The organism is Rhodococcus sp. SJ-3, assembly GCF_051918125.1.
Taxonomy (GTDB): domain Bacteria; phylum Actinomycetota; class Actinomycetes; order Mycobacteriales; family Mycobacteriaceae; genus Rhodococcus.
In genome coordinates, this window is sequence record NZ_CM123306.1 from 4,599,610 (window position 1) to 4,618,016 (window position 18,407).

At 66.5% G+C, this 18,407-nt stretch carries 14 protein-coding genes; 10 read left to right on the plus strand and 4 right to left on the minus strand.

The window, feature by feature from the left end; genetic code table 11:
- Positions 1-9: 9 nt before the first annotated feature.
- Together thiD and ACTDXD_RS21475 are read right to left on the minus strand one after the other, a co-directional pair.
- A complete protein-coding gene (gene thiD, locus ACTDXD_RS21470; RefSeq protein WP_440124249.1) occupies positions 10-801 on the minus strand; it encodes a bifunctional hydroxymethylpyrimidine kinase/phosphomethylpyrimidine kinase in 792 nt (263 codons plus the stop codon).
- 125 nt (positions 802-926) lie between these two features.
- Positions 927-1,226: a hypothetical protein gene (locus ACTDXD_RS21475; protein ID WP_440124250.1), complete on the minus strand. Its 300-nt coding sequence runs from the start codon at positions 1,224-1,226 to the stop codon at positions 927-929.
- A gap of 137 nt (positions 1,227-1,363) precedes the next feature.
- Between ACTDXD_RS21475 and ACTDXD_RS21480 the strand changes: the two genes are divergently transcribed.
- From ACTDXD_RS21480 to proB, 10 genes are all read left to right on the plus strand, one after another.
- Positions 1,364-3,355: an alpha/beta fold hydrolase gene (locus ACTDXD_RS21480; protein WP_440124251.1), complete on the plus strand. Its 1,992-nt coding sequence runs from the start codon at positions 1,364-1,366 to the stop codon at positions 3,353-3,355.
- A gap of 59 nt (positions 3,356-3,414) precedes the next feature.
- Positions 3,415-6,084, plus strand: coding sequence for a valine--tRNA ligase (locus ACTDXD_RS21485; RefSeq protein ID WP_440124252.1), 2,670 nt, complete (start codon positions 3,415-3,417; stop codon positions 6,082-6,084).
- The gene (folC, locus tag ACTDXD_RS21490) at positions 6,081-7,520 is read left to right on the plus strand and encodes a bifunctional tetrahydrofolate synthase/dihydrofolate synthase (protein WP_440124253.1); all 1,440 of its coding nucleotides are present in this window, start codon (positions 6,081-6,083) and stop codon (positions 7,518-7,520) included. The genes ACTDXD_RS21485 and folC overlap by 4 nt, the downstream gene beginning before the upstream one ends.
- 125 nt (positions 7,521-7,645) lie before the next feature.
- A complete protein-coding gene (locus tag ACTDXD_RS21495) occupies positions 7,646-7,975 on the plus strand; it encodes a DUF4233 domain-containing protein (RefSeq protein WP_440127739.1) in 330 nt (109 codons plus the stop codon).
- A gap of 17 nt (positions 7,976-7,992) precedes the next feature.
- Positions 7,993-8,412, plus strand: coding sequence for a nucleoside-diphosphate kinase (gene ndk / locus ACTDXD_RS21500; RefSeq protein WP_378489939.1), 420 nt, complete (start codon positions 7,993-7,995; stop codon positions 8,410-8,412).
- Between the two features lie 387 nt (positions 8,413-8,799).
- Complete coding sequence (locus ACTDXD_RS21505) at positions 8,800-12,135, plus strand: translation initiation factor IF-2 N-terminal domain-containing protein (RefSeq protein WP_440124254.1); 3,336 nt, start codon at positions 8,800-8,802, stop codon at positions 12,133-12,135.
- Between the two features lie 224 nt (positions 12,136-12,359).
- Positions 12,360-12,671: a 50S ribosomal protein L21 gene (gene rplU, locus ACTDXD_RS21510; RefSeq protein ID WP_169688608.1), complete on the plus strand. Its 312-nt coding sequence runs from the start codon at positions 12,360-12,362 to the stop codon at positions 12,669-12,671.
- 36 nt (positions 12,672-12,707) lie between these two features.
- Positions 12,708-12,971, plus strand: coding sequence for a 50S ribosomal protein L27 (gene rpmA / locus ACTDXD_RS21515; RefSeq protein ID WP_169688609.1), 264 nt, complete (start codon positions 12,708-12,710; stop codon positions 12,969-12,971).
- Between the two features lie 135 nt (positions 12,972-13,106).
- Positions 13,107-14,561, plus strand: a complete 1,455-nt coding sequence (gene obgE, locus ACTDXD_RS21520; protein ID WP_440124255.1) for a GTPase ObgE — start codon at positions 13,107-13,109, stop codon at positions 14,559-14,561.
- Between the two features lie 13 nt (positions 14,562-14,574).
- Complete coding sequence (proB, locus tag ACTDXD_RS21525; protein WP_440124256.1) at positions 14,575-15,675, plus strand: glutamate 5-kinase; 1,101 nt, start codon at positions 14,575-14,577, stop codon at positions 15,673-15,675.
- Positions 15,676-15,988: 313 nt separating this feature from the next.
- On the opposite strand, the gene ACTDXD_RS21530 is transcribed toward proB, so the two are convergent.
- Both ACTDXD_RS21530 and ACTDXD_RS21535 read right to left on the minus strand, forming a co-directional pair.
- Positions 15,989-16,807: a Sir2 family NAD-dependent protein deacetylase gene (locus ACTDXD_RS21530; RefSeq protein ID WP_440127740.1), complete on the minus strand. Its 819-nt coding sequence runs from the start codon at positions 16,805-16,807 to the stop codon at positions 15,989-15,991.
- A gap of 47 nt (positions 16,808-16,854) precedes the next feature.
- Positions 16,855-18,393 carry an ATP-dependent DNA ligase gene (locus ACTDXD_RS21535; protein WP_440124257.1) on the minus strand — a complete coding sequence of 513 codons (1,539 nt, stop codon included), beginning with the start codon at positions 18,391-18,393 and terminating at the stop codon, positions 16,855-16,857.
- Positions 18,394-18,407 lie beyond the last annotated feature (14 nt).

Genomic DNA, 18,407 nt, shown 5'->3' on the forward strand with positions numbered 1-18,407 from the left:
GTTCCCGGGCTACGCGCCCTGCCAGACCGTGTCGAACGGGGTGTGCGCCGAGACGCGGCCCTTGATGCCGTTCGTCACGAAATCCTTTGCCGCCTTGACGGCCTCGGCAACGTCGGTGCCCTTCGCGAGCTCCGCGGTGATGGCCGCCGCAAGCGTGCACCCGGCGCCGGAGACGCGTTCGTTACCGACCTTCGGGGCGGTGAGGAGTGTGACGTTCTCGCCGTCGAACAACACGTCGACAGCTTCGTCGCCGGGCAACTCCACGCCACCCTTCGCCACCACGTACTTCGGTCCGAGATCGTGGATGCGGCGAGCCGCCTCGGTCAGATCCTCGATGGACTCGATGGCGTCCATACCCGACAGCGTCCACGCCTCGAACAGGTTCGGGGTGATCACCGTCGCGTGCGGCAGGATCTGCTCGCGGAGCGCGTTGTCGGTGTCGAGCGCGGCGCCGGCTTCCTGGCCCTTGCAGATCAGAACGGGATCGAGCACCACGTGCCGCCAGTTCTGCTTGCCGAGCCCCTGGGCGACGACGTCGATCGTCGCCGGCGTGCCGAGCATGCCGATCTTCACGACATGCAGATCGTGTGCCGACGTAGCAGCCTCGATCTGATCGGCGATGACCTCGGCGGGCACCGGGAAGAAACGGTGTCCCCAGTTGTTCTTCGGATCGAACGAGACGATGCACGTTGCCGTACCCACACCGTAGACACCGAGCTGCTGGAACGTCTTGAGGTCGACCTGCAGGCCTGCGCCGCCGGTCGCTTCCGACCCGGCGATGACATATGCGAGATCGACCACTGTGCGTTCTCCGTTCGATATCGGGGAGACGAACCTGAACGGTTTCGTCGAACGACCAGGTTACAACCAACGGCCGGACGCCCGCCCAGCACGTCACTCCGAGAGCGCGAAGCCCGTACAAGGTGTCATCGGCTGACCAGTTGCGACGCCACCGCGGTGCCCGCGGCGACGACGCTGACCGCCGGCCAGGCACCGATCTGCTTGGCCAGGGGATGGGAGGCTCCGAATGCGCCGACGTAGGTCGCGACCAGTGCGGTGGTGCGGGCGGCACCGCTCGTGCGCGCCCAATGCGTCCCGCACACTGCGCCGACGACACCGAGCACGGCGCCACCGAGCGGACGGTTGCCGGTCCGGCGTGCAACGGCGTAGCCGCCGACGAGCCCGCCTGCGGCGAGGGCCGAGACAGCCGTCTTGTTCAGTGCCATGGGAAGTCTCCTTCTGGTTGCTTGTCCAGTTTCCTCCTCACGCTAGCGTGACTGCGGATCTGTCAACGGTCAGGATCGTCGCCACGAGGCGCGTAGCTTCCTGACGGAGTTCTCGGGCGCGCTCTAAGGTTCTGGGCATGACGGCCTTCGACGACCTCGACGATTACCTTGCGCTCCCTCGTGCCACGAGGCTCGTGATGTCGCCCGATGGCACCCGACTGGTTCTCGCTCAATCGACCCTGGACGAGGCATCGACCGCGTTCGTCGGTGCGCTGTGGGAGATCGACCCGGTGGACGCCACTCCGGCACGTCGGCTGACGCACGGAGTGAAGGGGGAGTCGAATCCGGCGTTCACCGCGGGCGGCGACCTCTTGTTCACTGCGGTTCGTGGCGGAGACGATGATCCGGCCTCGCTGTGGCGTCTCCCCGCGTCCGGTGGAGAGGCCGAGAAAATGGCCGCCCGCAAGGGCGGTGTTGCAGGAGTGCATTCCGCCACCCATGCAGACCGGATTGTGCTCATTGCGAATGTACTGGGGCACAGCGATACCGATGACGAACGCGTCCGTGCCGCACGCAAGGACCTCGAGGTCTCGGCTGTGATGCACACCGGGTATCCGATCCGGTACTGGGACCACGATCTGGGGCCGGACCGTCCGCATCTGCTCGCCGTCGACGCTGCCGGCGAACTCACCGACCTGACTCCGGGTGTGCGGAGTTCGCTGCGCAACGCGCACCTCGACGTCGCTGCGGACGGCTCGTTCGCTGCGTCGACCTGGATCGTGGCCGGCGCCCTCGCCTCGCGACGTACGACGCTCGTGCGGATCGACCTGGCTACCGGATTGCGTACGCCGCTGGTCGACGACGAAACCGGCGACGCGACCCACCCAAGGCTGTCTCCTGACGGCAACATGCTGGCGTACCTGCATGAGTCGTTGAGCGATTCGGACACTCCGCCTCGTATCTCGCTGCGCGTTCTCGACATTGCGTCGGGGACTACCACCGTCGAAGCGCGCGACTGGGACCGTCGACCCACCTCGATCGCATGGCTGCCGGGCGGGGCCGGTCTCGTGGTCACCGCCGACGACCGCGGCCGCGCCCCCATCTTCGTCCTCCGGCCCGGAGCGGACCGACCCGCGCAGCTCACAGGCGATGACGCCGCGTACACCGATGTATCCGTCGCACCCGACGGCACCGTGCTGTACGCACTCCGGTCGTCGTATCAGGCACCGCCGCACCCTGTCCGTGTGGCGCTGACCGGGTCCGACGCCGGAACGGTGACATCGCTGCGGGCACCCGGACAGCTGCCGGAGCTTCCGGGATATATCACCGATGTCACCGCGACTGCCGAGGACGGGACTCTCGTGCGGGGCTGGCTTGCGCTCCCGGACACCGCGACGGCAAATGCGCCGGCGCCACTGGTGCTGTGGATTCACGGTGGGCCGCTGAGCAGCTGGAACACCTGGTCGTGGCGATGGAACCCGTGGCTGCTCGTCGCGCGCGGATATGCGGTGCTCCTGCCGGACCCGGCGCTGTCGACGGGCTACGGCGACGACTTCATCAGGCGCGGGTGGGGCCGATGGGGCAAGGAGCCGTACACCGATCTGATGGCCATCACCGACGCTGTCGAATCGCGGCCCGAGATCGACTCGGAGCGAACGGCCGCCATGGGTGGTTCCTTCGGCGGGTACCTGGCCAACTGGGTCGCCGGGCACACCGATCGGTTCCGCGCGATCGTCACCCACGCGAGTCTGTGGGCGCTCGACCAGTTCGTCCCGACCACCGACGTTGCCTGGTACTGGCAGCGTGAGATGACACCCGAGATGGCTGTCGAGAACTCGCCACACCTGTACGTCGCCGACATCGTCACCCCGATGCTCGTCATCCACGGCGACAGGGACTACCGCGTCCCGATCGGCGAAGCGCTGCGCCTCTGGTACGAACTGCTCAACGAATCCGGTCTGCCCGCTGAGGACGACGGCTCCACAGCCCACCGCTTCCTCTCCTTCCCGAGCGAGAACCACTGGGTGCTCAGCCCACAGCACGCCAAGATCTGGTACCAGGCGGTCGAGTCGTTCTTGTCCGAACATGTCCTCGGCACTCCGATCGAGCTACCGGAGATCCTCGGGTGAGGTCGGTACGACTCCGGGCCGTGTCCTGGTGATTTGGGTCATCCGCTTACGATTGTCGGGTGACCAGTGCGCCAGAGAACTCGCCGAATCCCGCAGACGCCCTCCCCAAGAGCTGGGATCCCAGCGCAGTCGAGGACGCCCTGTATCAGGGCTGGGTTGATGCCGGGTACTTCACGGCCGACCCGACGAGCGACAAGCCCGGCTACTCGATCGTGCTGCCGCCCCCGAACGTCACCGGCAGCCTGCACATGGGCCATGCGCTCGACCACACCCTGATGGATGCCCTCACGCGGCGCAAGCGCATGCAGGGCTTCGAGGTGCTGTGGCTGCCCGGGATGGATCACGCGGGCATCGCGACGCAGACCGTCGTCGAGAAGCAGCTCGCCGCGGACGGCAAGACGAAGGAAGACTTCGGTCGCGAGGCGTTCATCGACAGAGTGTGGGACTGGAAGCGCGAGTCCGGCGGCACCATCCAGGGGCAGATGCGACGCATCGGCGACGGTGTCGACTGGTCGCGCGACCGTTTCACCATGGACGACGGCCTGTCCCGTGCCGTGCAGACGATCTTCAAGCGGATGTACGACGACGGCCTCATCTACCGCGCCGAACGACTCGTGAACTGGTCGCCCGTGCTGCAGACAGCGATCTCCGACATCGAGGTCAAGTTCGAAGAGGTCGAAGGCGAGCTCGTCTCCCTGCGCTACGGCTCGCTGAACGACGATGAACCTCACGTCATCGTTGCGACCACTCGTGTCGAGACGATGCTCGGCGACACCGCGGTGGCGGTTCACCCCGACGACGAGCGCTACAAGCACCTCCTCGGTACGACCCTCGAACATCCGATCACCGGACGGCAGATCCCGGTCGTTGCGGACGAATACGTCGACCCCGAGTTCGGTACCGGTGCCGTGAAGATCACTCCGGCACACGACCCCAACGACTTCGAAATGGGACTGCGGCACAACCTGCCCATGCCCACGATCATGGACAAGACAGGCAAGATCGCCGACTCGGGAACCCGATTCGACGGTATGGACCGCTTCGAGGCCCGCGTAGAGATCCGCGAGGAGCTTGCCGAGCAGGGCCGCGTTGTCGCAGAGAAACGTCCTTACCTGCACAGCGTCGGGCATTCGGAACGCTCAGGCGAGACCATCGAGCCGCGCCTGTCGATGCAGTGGTGGGTCAAGGTCGAAGCACTGGCCAAGGCCGCAGGCGACGCCGTGCGCGGCGGCGACATGGTGATCCACCCCCGAAGCCAGGAGCCGCGCTGGTTCGACTGGATCGACAACATGCACGACTGGTGCATCTCACGTCAGCTGTGGTGGGGTCACCGCATCCCGATCTGGTACGGCCCGGATGGGGAGGTTGCCTGCTTCGGCCCCGACGAGACTGCCCCCGAAGGCTGGGAGCAGGACCCGGACGTGCTCGACACGTGGTTCTCCTCCGGCCTGTGGCCGTTCTCCACGATGGGCTGGCCGGCCAAGACACCCGAGCTGGACAAGTTCTATCCCACCAGCGTTCTCGTCACCGGGTACGACATCCTGTTCTTCTGGGTCGCTCGCATGATGATGTTCGGCACCTATGTGTCCGGTGACGAAGCACTCGACGGGGGCGAGGGAGGCAAGGTTCCGTTCAAGGACCTGTTCCTGCACGGCCTCGTCCGCGACCAGTTCGGCAAGAAGATGTCGAAGTCGCGCGGCAACGGCATCGACCCCCTCGACTGGGTCGACCGTTTCGGCGCCGACGCTCTGCGCTTCACTCTCGCCCGCGGCGCAAATCCCGGTAGCGATCTCGCCGTCGGTGAGGATCACGCCCAGTCGTCGAGGAACTTCGCGAACAAGCTTTTCAACGCCACCAAGTTCGCCCTCATGAACGGGGCTGTTATCGGGGAGCTTCCCGCCCGCGACACACTCACCGATGCCGACCGGTGGATTCTCGACCGGCTCGAGCAGGTGCGCGCCGACGTCGATGCCGCCTTCGACCGCTACGAGTTCTCCAAGGCATGCGAGACGCTCTATCACTTCGCGTGGGACGAGGTGTGCGACTGGTACCTCGAGCTCTCCAAGGTTCAGCTGGCCGAAGGCAGCGTCCACGCCGACGGCACCAAGGTCGTTCTCGGAACCGTCCTCGATGCGCTGCTTCGGCTGCTGCATCCGGTGATCCCGTTCGTCACCGAAACCCTGTGGAAGGTGCTCACGGGTGGGGACTCAGTCGTGATCGCCGACTGGCCCGCTGCCTCCGGTGTCCCGGCAGACGCGGACTCGTCCCGCCGAATCGAGGATCTGCAGAAGCTCGTCACCGAGATCCGTCGTTTCCGCAGTGATCAGGGTCTCAAGCCGTCGCAGAAGGTCGCTGCCCGTCTCGCGAATATCGACGCCGCGCAACTCGACGCCCAGGTTCCTGCTGTGCAGTCGCTCGCGCGTCTGACGCCGCCCGAGGAGGGCTTCAGCGCATCCGCATCCATCGAGGTGCGCCTGAGTCGCGCGACGGTCACCGTCGAACTGGACACCTCGGGGACGATCGACATCGGTGCGGAGATCGCGCGACTGCGCAAGGACCTCGCGGCAGCGGAGAAGGAACTCGCCGGTACCACAGCGAAGCTGGGCAACGAGGCGTTTCTGTCCAAGGCGCCTGCCCCCGTGGTGGAGAAGATCACGGGACGAAAGCAGATCGCCGAGGAAGAGATCGCCCGCATCACCGCGAGGCTGAAGGAGCTGGGACAGGCGTGAGTGCCGACAATCCGGCGTCCGCAGATCGGCCGGGAGCACCGTCCCCGGTTGATCTTGCGGAGCTGACCCTGGTCGAGGCCGAACTCGACCGGCGCTGGCCCGAGACGAAGATCGAGCCGTCCCTGACGCGGATCTCGGCGTTGATGGACATTCTCGGTTCGCCGCAGCTCAACTATCCGTCGATCCATGTGGCGGGGACGAACGGCAAGACGTCGGTGACGCGGATGATCGATGCCCTCTTGACCCGGATGCAGCATCGGACCGGCCGCACCACGAGCCCGCACCTGCAGATCGCTACCGAACGGATCAGCGTCGACGGTGCGCCCATTTCGCCGCGCACCTACGTCGACACCTTCCGCGACATCGAGCCGTACGTGCAGATGGTCGACGAACAGTCGGAGGCCGCGGGCGGTCCGAAGATGAGCAAGTTCGAAGTCACGACGGCGATGGCATTCGCGGCGTTCGCCGACGCTCCTGTCGACGTCGCGATCGTCGAGGTGGGTCTAGGGGGACGCTGGGATGCGACCAACGTCGTCACCGGTCAAGTAGCCGTGATAACCCCGATCGGTATCGACCACACCGGGTATCTCGGAGAGACACTCACCGAGATCGCAGGGGAGAAAGCCGGCATCATCAAGAAGGCTCCCGAGGACGGGCTCGTCCCCCGCGACACCGTCGCGATCATCGCGCAGCAGGAACCCGAAGCGATGGACGTGTTGCTGCGGCAGGCCGTCGAGGCCGACGCCGCGGTTGCCCGGCAGGGCTCGGAGTTCTCGGTAGTGCGCCGCGCTGTGGCGATCGGTGGCCAGCAGATCGATTTGCAGGGACTCGGCGGGCTGTACACCGATATTTTCCTGCCGCTCCACGGCGAGCATCAGGCGTTCAATGCGTCGCTCGCTCTCGCTGCCGTCGAGGCGTTCTTCGGTGCCGGTCCCGACAAGCAGCTCGACGTCGATACCGTGCGTGAAGCCTTCGCGTCGGTCGTCAACCCGGGCCGGCTCGAGCGGGTGAGAAACGCTCCGACGGTCTTTCTCGACGCCGCGCACAACCCACACGGTGCCAGAGCTCTTGCCGCGGCCCTCTCCGACGAGTTCGATTTCCGCAAGCTCGTCGGCGTCGTCAGCGTGATGGCCGACAAGGACGTCGCGGGACTCATCGAGGCACTCGAGCCGGTGTTCGACGAGATCGTCGTGACGCACAACGGTTCGCCGCGCGCGATGGAAGTCGATGACCTCGCGAACGTCGCAGTCGCGCGTTTCGGTGATGAACGCGTGGTCACCGCAGTCAACCTGCCCGACGCGATCGAGACCGCCATCGCGATCGCAGAGGAAGTCGGCGAGCCGGGCGAAGCGGTGTCGGGCGCCGGTGTCGTCGTAACCGGTTCGGTCGTGACCGCTGGAGCTGCGCGCACACTCTTCGGAAAGGACCCTGCGTGAGTAACGACAATGCCCCGCACAACGAGAATTCGGGTTCCAGCAAGGACACCGCAGGGGAGGGGAACGCTGCGAACGCGGAGTTCCTCCCGCCGACGACCGATCCGTGGAAGGGATTCCGCGGTGTGATGGCAGGCACACTCGTGCTCGAAGCGATCGTCGTACTGCTGGTGCTCCCGGTGATCGCGACGCTCGGTGGCGGGCTGACGGCCGTGTCGACCGGATACGTCGTGGGACTCGCAGTGTTGATGTTCCTGGGCGCGGGTGTCCAGGGACGGTCGTGGGCAATCCCATTCAACATCGTGTTGCAGGTCCTGACAGTCTTCGGTTTCTTCATCGACCTTGCGTTCGGCGCGATCGGTGTCCTGTTCTGTGTCGTGTGGGCATACATCCTCTACCTGCGTAAAGACATCAAGGACCGCGAGCGGCGGGGTCTGCTTCCCGGCCAGCGCGGTTGAACCACTACGCTGTCTTCGTGACTGAGCGGACCCTGGTACTCATCAAGCCCGACGGCGTTGCCCGCCGTCATGTCGGAGAGATCCTGTCGCGCATCGAGCGCAAGGGACTGAACATCGTGGCTCTCGAGCTGCGCACTGCCCCCGCGGACATCGCGGCGGCCCACTACGCGGAGCACGAGGGAAAGCCCTTCTACCCCGGTCTGCTCGACTTCATCACCGGTGGTCCCCTGGTTGCTGCAGTGCTGGAAGGACCGCGTGCGATCGCCGCGTTCCGGCAGCTCGCCGGTGGCACCGATCCTGTCGAGAAGGCGGTCCCTGGCTCGATCCGCGGCGACCTCGGGCTGGAGGCAGGCGAGAACCTGGTGCACGGCTCCGACTCTGTGGAGTCGGCCGAGCGCGAGATCGCGCTGTGGTTCCCCGCACTCGCGTCTGCGTAGATCCGGCCCTTCTGAATGTGCCCGGCGGCGCCCTTCGGGGCGCCGTTGGCGTATCTGTACATGTCTGTGTGGGATACTGAGGGAGGTTGTACCGCACGAGCCCGCGCGGCACGACCGAAGACATCACGGATGGATGCCCGACATCGCTGTGGCCGAGGAACGCAGGAGATACCTCGCTCGGCCGCACGCTGGATGCACCGGCGCTCGATCCGCGATCTAATCAGGCATCGCTCGGCCGTGCAGTGAAAACGGGCACAGGACGACCGAGTGATGCGCGACCGGAAGAACTCGCGCTTGCTGCGCGAGTACACAAGCAGCGCCCCCGTGTGGCCGCTCACATCGCCATTCCGCGGTGATGGACGCGCCCGGGGGTCTTAGGAGACTTACGTGGCCGATCAAGAGCCGCAGGAGAACAACTCGACCGAGGCGAATGCCCTGAACTTGCCCGCGAAGATCCGCGTGCATGCTCTCGCCAAGCTCCTCGGGTTGACCAGCAAGCAGGTGATGGCGAAGGCCGCCGAGCTCGGTACCGAACTGCGCAGCGCCCACTCGACCCTTCCCCGCGAGGCTGCGGAGGAATTGCACAGCGCGTTGAGCGGTCCGGCCGAACAGGTCCCTCCGACGCAGGCGCCGAGCGAGGTCTCGGTGCCCGCTGAGGTACCGGTGCCCGCCGAAGTGTCGGAGGCTGTCGAAACGCCGGTGCAGGCCGAAGCGACGGAGATCGCCGAAGCACCGGTAGCCGACGAGTCGACCACCGGCCACACCCTCGAGCTCGACGACACGAAGGATGCGGCAGCAACCCAGCCCGTTGCCGCGCCTTCCGTGGGTGGCCCGACCGGATTGTTCACCTCCCTCGAGCAGGACACACCGCTGTTCGAGATGCCCGAACCCGTGCCCGCCGGCTCGACCGAGCAGGTCGCAGCCCCGCTGTTCCTTCAGCCCGAGGTTCCCTCGACGGAGGAGGGCGAGAATCGTCCGCGTCGCCGTCGGGCGCGTCGTGGCACTGCGGCGGCGGTTGCCGACGAGGCGACCGCGTCCACCGAAACCACCGCCGAAGCTGCACCGGAGACCGAGGCGACTGCCGAGTCGACGGAGTCCGTTCCGGCCGAGGGACACGACGAGCAGGACGACCATCCGCGTCGCCGCCGCCGTGGTCGACGTGGACGTGGGCGTGGACGTGGTGACAGTGCCGAGCACGAGCAGCAGGACGGCTCCTCGGAGCAGTCCGAGCGCGAGCATTCCGAACAGGCGAAGTCCGGCGACTCCGAGAGCGACAGCAGCGAGGAGAAGGCTGCGCCGGCTGTGGAGCCCGCTGCGGATGAGACCGCTGTAGCCGGTGCGGAGGACAGCAGGCCGGAGGAGTCCGAGGACGACTCGGGAGACGACGACTCGGGAGACGAGGCCCAGGGAGACGGCACCTCGCGCCGGCGCCGTCGTCGGCGACGCAGGCGCGGCACCGGTGACGGAGCCGAAACCGCCTCGGAAGACGATCCGCCCAACACCGTCGTCCACGAGCGCGAACCGCGCACCAAGGCGAGGGCTGCGAAGGACGAAGTCCAGGGAATCAGCGGGTCGACCCGCCTCGAAGCCAAGCGTCAGCGTCGTCGCGACGGTCGCGAGGCCGGGCGGAGGCGCCCCCCGATCCTCACCGAGTCGGAGTTCCTCGCCCGCCGCGAGTCGGTCGAGCGCGTCATGGTCGTCCGCGAGAAGGTCGACGGACCCCACATCGGCATGACCCAGGTTGCAGTGCTCGAAGATGGCATCCTCGTCGAGCACTTCGTGACCAGCGCAGGATCGGCGTCGATGGTCGGCAACATCTACATCGGCCGGGTCCAGAACGTGCTTCCCTCGATGGAAGCGGCGTTCATCGACATCGGTCGCGGCCGCAACGGTGTGCTCTACGCCGGCGAGGTCAACTGGGAAGCGGCCGGGCTCGGTGGTCAGTCCCGCAAGATCGAGCAGGCTCTCAAGCCGGGCGACCAGGTGGTCGTGCAGGTGAGCAAGGACCCGGTCGGTCACAAGGGTGCGCGTCTGACCACTCAGATCAGTCTCGCCGGACGATTCCTCGTGTACGTGCCGGGAGGATCGTCGACAGGTATCAGCCGCAAGCTGCCCGACACCGAACGTAAGCGTCTCAAGGACATCCTCCGTGAGATCGTCCCGGCCGATGCAGGCGTGATCATCCGCACCGCGGCCGAAGGCGTCAGTGAGGACGAACTCGCACGCGACGTTGCTCGTCTGCAGTCGCAGTGGGAAGCGGTCCGCGAACAGGCCGACAAGGTGCAGTCCGACGGGTCGGGCCAGCCGAAGGCTCTGTACGAGGAGCCGGACCTGCTCGTGAAGGTCGTCCGAGATCTGTTCAACGAGGACTTCTCCAAGCTGGTCATCGAAGGTGAGAAGTCCTGGAACACCGTCGAGAGCTACATCCGTACCGTGGCGTCCGACCTGCTGCCGCGTGTGGAGCGTTACCGGTCGGAGTCGACGGTGGATGTCTTCGGTGCGCATCGGATCGATGAGCAGCTCGCGAAAGCACTGGACCGCAAGGTATGGTTGCCGTCCGGTGGCACCCTCGTCATCGACCGCACCGAAGCGATGACCGTGGTCGATGTGAACACCGGCAAGTTCACCGGCGCGGGCGGCAATCTCGAAGAGACCGTAACCCGCAACAATCTCGAAGCTGCCGAAGAGATCGTGCGGCAGATGCGCCTGCGCGACATCGGCGGCATGATCGTGGTCGACTTCATCGACATGGTGCTCGAGTCGAACCGCGACCTGGTTTTGCGTCGCCTCACCGAGGCACTCGGCCGCGACCGCACCCGGCATCAGGTGTCCGAGGTGACGTCGCTCGGTCTCGTGCAGATGACGCGGAAGCGTCTCGGAACCGGACTCGTGGAGGCATTTTCCACGACCTGTGACCACTGCCAGGGACGTGGCATCATCGTGCATTCGGAGCCGGTCGAGGCGAAGCCCGCCGAGGAGCCCGGACGGTCGTCGCAGGGCGGAGGGTCGCGACGCAAGCGTGGACGAGACAAGAGCAGCCAGCAGCAGGACGTCGTCGCTGAACCCGCCGCCGCGTCCCCGGCGCACGTCCCCGACCCGGAGGAGGCCGCGAAACGCGCGGCCCATCCGGTGGCGCTGGCGATGGCTGCCCACCAAGCGCACGACAAGCCTGCCGACGATGCCGCACCGGCTGCTGCGTCGACACCGCAGGTCGACACAGCTGCCGGCGAGGTGCTCGCAGATGCTGTGGTCGCAGAGAACCGGGACGCCGAGACGGTCGAGACGAAGGAGGACGCCTCCGAGGTTCACGGCGAGGCCGTGTCCGATCTCACAGAGGAGCGAGAGGTCCCTGCGAAGCCGGTGGAGCCGGAACGTGGCGAGCAGTCCGAGCCTGTGACGACCGAGCCTGTGACGACCGAGCCTGAGACGACAGAGCAGGAGGAGGTTGCGGAGCCCGGGATCGGGCAGTCCGCGTCGACTCCGCGCCGTCGGCGTGCCCGCAGGGTTTCGCGACCGGCAGCGGCACCGGTCGAAGATCGTGCAGGTGAACCCCGGGTGTTCGTGATGTCGGTGCCTACGTCTGAAACCACAGCGGAGCCCGCGGAGCCCGAGCACGTCGCGCCGACGAATGACGGAGCGGCCGACGTGGAGATCGTTCGTCGTCCCCGTCGTCGTCGTGCGGCGGGGCGTCCTGCGGGACCGCCGGTCGACGCCCAGGTGTGAGGTGCTGAGGCCGGGTCGGCCCGCGTCGACCCGGCCTCGGCCACACCTGGTTTGACCCTGGTAGTCACCTTCCCGTAATCTTGCACAGTCGCTACTCGGCGATACAGCCCAGCTGCGCCTGGATGCAGGAAGTCGGCGGGACCCGAGTCAGCAGCCACACCAGACCAGTCGTGTCGCAACACTGTGACGCGAGCACGTTCGAAGAAGCAAGGGGTAGCCGTCCGATGGCAACGTACGCGATCGTCAAGACCGGCGGTAAGCAGTACAAGGTCGCTGAGGGCGATCTCGTCAAGGTCGAGAAGATCGAGGGTGAGCCCGGCACGGCTGTCTCGCTTGCTCCGGTCCTCGTCGTCGACGGGTCCGCGCTGACCACCGACGCAGACGCTCTGGCCAAGGTTTCGGTCTCTGCCGAGATCGTCGAGCACACCAAGGGCCCGAAGATCCGCATCCACAAGTTCAAGAACAAGACCGGGTACCACAAGCGCCAGGGCCACCGTCAGAAGCTGACGGTTGTCAAGGTCACCGGTATCAAGTAACTCGAACTTCGGCTTCACAACCCAGGAGGGTTCGTCATGGCACACAAGAAGGGCGCATCCAGCTCCCGTAACGGTCGCGATTCGAACGCACAGCGACTCGGCGTGAAGCGTTTCGGCGGCCAGTCCGTCAACGCCGGCGAGATCATCGTGCGTCAGCGTGGCACCCACTTCCACCCGGGCGTGAACGTGGGACGTGGCGGCGACGACACGCTGTTCGCTCTCGCGGCGGGTGCTGTCGAGTTCGGCAGCAAGCGTGGTCGCAAGACCGTCAACATCGTCCCGGCCACGGCAGACGCCTGAGTCAGCCGTCCGATAAGGACACCGCGAGAGCATTCTCGCGACATACTCCCAATAGGGGCGGGCCAGGGTCGCACACCCTGACCCGCCCCTATTGTTCGTTTCATCGGTAGTTTTCGTTCGGAGAGAGGTCCACCCATGTCCCGTTTCATCGACCGGGTTGTGCTGCACGTCAGCGCCGGCAAGGGTGGCAACGGCTGCGCCTCTGTCCACCGCGAGAAGTTCAAGCCACTCGGTGGCCCCGACGGTGGCAACGGAGGCAATGGCGGCGACGTCATCCTCGAGGTCGACGAGGGTGTGCACACGCTGCTCGACTTCCATTTCCACCAGCACGCGAAGGCGACGAACGGCGCACAGGGCGCCGGTGGCAACCGCGAGGGAGCGAACGGAAGCCATCTCGTGCTGAAGGTGCCTGACGGCACGGTGGTCCTCGACAAACACGGCCATGTGCTCGTCGACATGATCGGCGCAGGCACCCGGTACGTGGCGGCGCAGGGCGGTCGTGGTGGTCTCGGCAACGCCGCACTCGCGTCCCGTGCCCGCAAGGCACCGGGCTTCGCGCTCCTCGGCGAGGACGGGCAGGAACTCGACCTCGTCCTCGAATTGAAGTCCGTCGCCGATGTCGGTCTCGTCGGATTCCCATCGGCAGGAAAGTCCTCGCTCGTGTCGGTGCTGTCTGCCGCGAAGCCGAAGATTGCCGATTATCCGTTCACCACTTTGGTTCCGAACCTCGGCGTCGTGCAGTCGGGGGATACCACCTTCACCGTCGCCGACGTGCCCGGCCTCATCCCCGGTGCCAGCGAGGGTCGCGGCCTCGGACTCGACTTCTTGCGTCACCTCGAGCGCTGCGCGGTTCTCGCGCACGTCGTGGACTGCGCAACCCTGGAACCGGGTCGTGACCCGATCTCCGATGTCGACGCCCTCGAAGCGGAGCTTGCCGCATACCAGCCGGCGCTGTCGGGCGACAGCAGTCTCGGCGAGCTCTCCGAGCGCCCCCGCATCGTCATTCTCAACAAGGCCGACGTTCCCGATGCCGCCGAACTCGCCGAGTTCGTCACGCCCGAGTTCGAAGCCCGCGGATGGCCAGTCTTCACAATCTCCGCCGTAAGTCGGGAAGGCCTGCGTCCCTTAACATTCGCGTTGGCGAAGATGGTCGAAGAGTATCGCGAGGCTCACCCGCCCGCGGCTCCGGCGCGCCCCATCATCCGTCCTGTCGCTCGCGACGAGACCGGGTTCAGCGTGGTGGCAGACCCGAACGAGCCCGGCGGCTTCATCGTGCGCGGCACCAGGCCCGAACGCTGGATCCGTCAGACCGCCTTCGACAACGACGAAGCCGTCGGCTACCTCGCCGACCGCCTTGCGCGCCTCGGCGTCGAGGACGAGCTGGTCAAGCAGGGCGCTGAACCGGGCTGCTCCGTCACGATCGGTGACGTCAGCTTCGAATGGGAACCGCAGACTCACGCGGGTGTCGACGTGGTACCCACGGGCCGCGGCACCGACTCGCGCCTGGACCAGACCGATCGGGTGGGTGCCGCCGAACGCCGTCACGCCAAGAAGGTCCGCCGCGGTCTCGCCACCGACGACGACTTCTGAACCGAGGAGAACAGTGAGCGACACCCGCGGGGTCATCGCTTCCGCACGCAGCATCGTCGTCAAGATCGGATCGTCGGCCATCACGAGTCTGACCGGAGGTCTGGACCGCGAACGCCTCGATCGACTCGTCGACGCCATCGAAGGACGTATGCGGTCCGGTTCGAACGTCACCGTCGTGTCCTCGGGCGCGGTCGGTGCCGGGCTGGCACCGCTCGGACTGACCGCGCGACCACGCGACCTCGCGACCAAGCAGGCTGCCGCGAGCGTGGGGCAACTCGCACTGGCGCACGCGTGGGGAATGTCCTTCGCCCGGTACGACCGCACAGTCGGGCAGGTGCTCCTCACCGCCGACGACATCGCCCGTCGCACCCAGCACCGCAACGCGCAGCGCACCCTCGACCGACTTCGTTCACTCGGTGCGGTGCCCGTCGTCAACGAGAACGACACTGTCGCGACGGTCGAGCTACGCTTCGGCGACAACGACCGTCTCGCCGCTCTCGTATCGCACCTGACCAGCGCGGACGCACTCGTCCTCCTCTCGGACGTCGACGGGCTGTACGACGGCGATCCACGTAAGGGGGGAGCGACCTTGATTCGCGAGGTCACGAGCCCGGAAGATCTCGACGGCGTGGTGGCCGGCTCGGGCGGTGCACTCGGAACCGGGGGTATGGCGACCAAACTCTCCGCGGCGCGGCTCGCGGCGGACTCCGGGGTGCCGGTGCTGCTGGCTGCCGCATCGGATGCCGCTCGGGCATTGGGCGCTGCCGATGTGGGCACCGCGTTCGCTGCGCGTCCCGAGCGAATGTCGGCCCGCCACTTCTGGGTTCGGCATGCGGCCGACACCGTAGGCACCCTGCACCTCGATGCGGGGGCAGTCCGCGCTGTCGTCGAACGTCGTAGGTCGCTGCTCGCGGCCGGTGTCACCGGGATGAGTGGCAGCTTCCACGCCGGCGACGTGGTTGCGCTCGTGGGCCCGGACGACCGCACCGTTGCGCGGGGTGTCGTGGCCTACGAGCCGAGTGAACTCGACTTCATGATCGGGTTCTCCACGCGGCAGTTGCCTCAGGATCTGCAGCGACCGGTTGTGCACGCCGACGATCTGGTGCGGATCTAGGTCGAGGGGTTCCCGGCGCGCCCGCGAAAAGGTACGGCCGCTCGATGCAGTTCGGCGCTCACTGCGGCAAAGACCGGTCGGCGCTTGCTGCCCGAGCGGTATGCGATGCGGGTCCATCTCCCGGCAGGGAGGGCTGTGAGCGACACTCCCGGTGGGACACCGATCGCGCCGATCGCGAAACGCTCCGGCTGACGCAGATCTAGCGACACTTTCCCCAAGTCGTGCGGCTTTCCGTTGCCTCACGACCCACGGCGACCCGGGCAACGCGAGGAAAGTTAGTGTGGGATTTGGGCTCGCGCGCAATGTCGCAATGTCATGATCCGGAGAGCGCGCCAAGCACCTCAGAGGTGCCCGCCTCGACCTTGACCGTTGCGTGGGCGTCTCCACGGGTCGGTCCCCGGTTCACGATCGCCACCGGAATATCGCGGTCGACGGCGCGCCGGACGAAACGCAGCCCCGACTGCACCGTGAGCGAGCTCCCCGCGACGAGAAGCACATCGGCCTGATCGACCAACGCGTAAGCGGCATCGACGCGGGGCCGAGGCACGATCTCACCGAAGTACACGATGTCGGGTTTGAGCATGCCGCCGCACCTGTCGCAGTCGACGACGGTGAAATCACCGGTGTCTACGACGACGGCGTCGGCGTCGGGCGCAACCTCGAGCCCGGTGACAGCGTGTGCGCGTTCCGTGAATCCGGGGTTCGCTGCGGACAACCGTTCGTGCAGCGTGAATCGTGAGATGGGGTTGGTGCACGCGAGACACCGGACCTGAGCGTACGAGCCATGCAGGTCTATCACCCGGCGACTGCCGGCCTTGGTGTGCAGCAGATCGACGTTCTGGGTGATGACACCGAGGACCGCTCCACTTCGCTCCAGCGCGACGACCGCGCGGTGACCGGCGTTCGGTCGTGCTCCATCCATGTGGCGCCACCCGACGTGGTTACGGGCCCAGTATCGCTGGCGGAACACCGGGTCGCCGACGAACTGCTGGAACGTCATGGGGTTGCGCGGCGGCGAATCGGGCCCCCGGTAGTCGGGAATCCCGGAATCCGTCGACATCCCCGCACCGGTGAGGACGGCAATGCGTTGCCCGTCCACGAGTGAACGCAATGTCTCGGACGGGTTCGTCACCGTCGACTCTCGGGTACCGAACACGGGCCCTCCTTCGCGGCACCATCTTATTCCCGGGCCGGTGCGTTCGGTCCGCGGGCGCGCAGGAGGTCTCGGACAGCGTCGATACTGTCGGCGTCGGCAGGAGACTTGTCGGGACGGTAGCGCAGGACCCTGGCGAAACGCAGTGCGACACCACCCGGATATCGGATGCTGGACTGCACACCGTCGAGCTCGATCTCCACGACCAACTCGGACCGCAGGTACACGGTGTGTTCATCGCGGTGGGATTCGAACGCGGGAAACTCGCTGGTCTGCCATCGCAACAGTTCGTCGGTCAATCCCTTGAAGGTCTTACCGACCATGATCGGTGGACCTCCGTCGGGGTCGCGCGCACCGAGGTGCAGGTTGGACAGGAACCCGGTGCGGCGCCCGTAGCCCCATTCGGCACCGAGGACGATGAGGTCGAGCGTGTGCTCGGGCTTGACCTTCTGCCACGAGTGGCCGCGGCGACCGGCCAGATATCGCGCCGACAAGGACTTGATCATGACCCCCTCGTGGCCGTGTTCGAGGGCGGCATCGAGGTGAGCGTGCGCAGCAGCCGGATCCGGTGCCACGACCAACGGAATCCGATGCGCACCTGCGATACGCTCGAGGGACGTAAGGCGTTCGGACAGGGGAACATCGACCAGATCCACGCCATCCAGGTGGAGGCAGTCGAAGAAGAACGGGTGGAGGAGGAGCTCACGTGTGGTGCTTGCCCCGAAGCGGCTCATGGTCTCTTGGAACGGACGGGGTCGCCCGGAGTCGGTGAGGGCGAGTGTCTCCCCGTCCAGCACGACACTGCGGCACGGTAGTCCGGCCACGAGTTCGACGAGTTCGGGCACCGACGAGGTGATCTCGCGCAGGGTCCGGGTGAAGACCCACACCGAATCGCCGTCGCGATGGACCTGGATGCGCGCACCGTCGAGCTTGTACTCGACACTGCAGTCCCCGCCGAACTCGTCGAGCGCCGACTCGAGGGACTCGGCAGGCACGGCAAGCATCGGCCGGACGGGTCGCCCGAGTTCGAGCCGGAACGCGGACAGGGCGCTTTGCCCACCTGCAAGCGCAGCGGCTGCCGCGCGGGAAAGCTGCCCCGAGAGCATCACCGCTCGCCGTACGGTATCGGCAGGCAGCTCTGCGGTGACCGCCACGGCGTCGATCATCACACCTTCGAGCGCACCCTGTCGGAGTTCCCCTCCGAGTAGCTGCGCCAGGAAGACCTGTTCCTGCGCCGTGGCGCGGGTGAACAGCTCGGCCAGCAACCTCTGCCTCGACCCGGTCGATCCGGGACCGGACAGGCCCCCGATGCGGCCGACGAGAGAGTCGACATCCGTCACCGTCAGCGTCGGATGGATACCGGGGGTTGCCTGCAGCGCCATGAGAGTGCGGAATCCGATGCCGATACGCCCCTGTGGCAGCACTCCGGACAGCCACGACACCACAGGCTCGGCCTCCCCGGCGGTCGCCTGTTCGAGCAGCACACGCAGGGCGGCGATCTTGACCTTCCTCGACCGTGTCGCAGCAACTGCGGCGGAGGTCTCGACCACCTGTGTGAACAACACGGGTCGACGGTATC

Coding starts and splice junctions, on each gene's coding strand:
- ACTDXD_RS21475 (WP_440124250.1), bottom strand. CDS start 1,226: ATGGCACTGAACAAGACGGCTGTCTCGGCCCTCGCCGCAGGCGGGCTC.
- ACTDXD_RS21480 (WP_440124251.1), top strand. CDS start 1,364: ATGACGGCCTTCGACGACCTCGACGATTACCTTGCGCTCCCTCGTGCC.
- ACTDXD_RS21495 (WP_440127739.1), top strand. CDS start 7,646: ATGGCAGGCACACTCGTGCTCGAAGCGATCGTCGTACTGCTGGTGCTC.
- rplU (WP_169688608.1), top strand. CDS start 12,360: ATGGCAACGTACGCGATCGTCAAGACCGGCGGTAAGCAGTACAAGGTC.
- rpmA (WP_169688609.1), top strand. CDS start 12,708: ATGGCACACAAGAAGGGCGCATCCAGCTCCCGTAACGGTCGCGATTCG.
- obgE (WP_440124255.1), top strand. CDS start 13,107: ATGTCCCGTTTCATCGACCGGGTTGTGCTGCACGTCAGCGCCGGCAAG.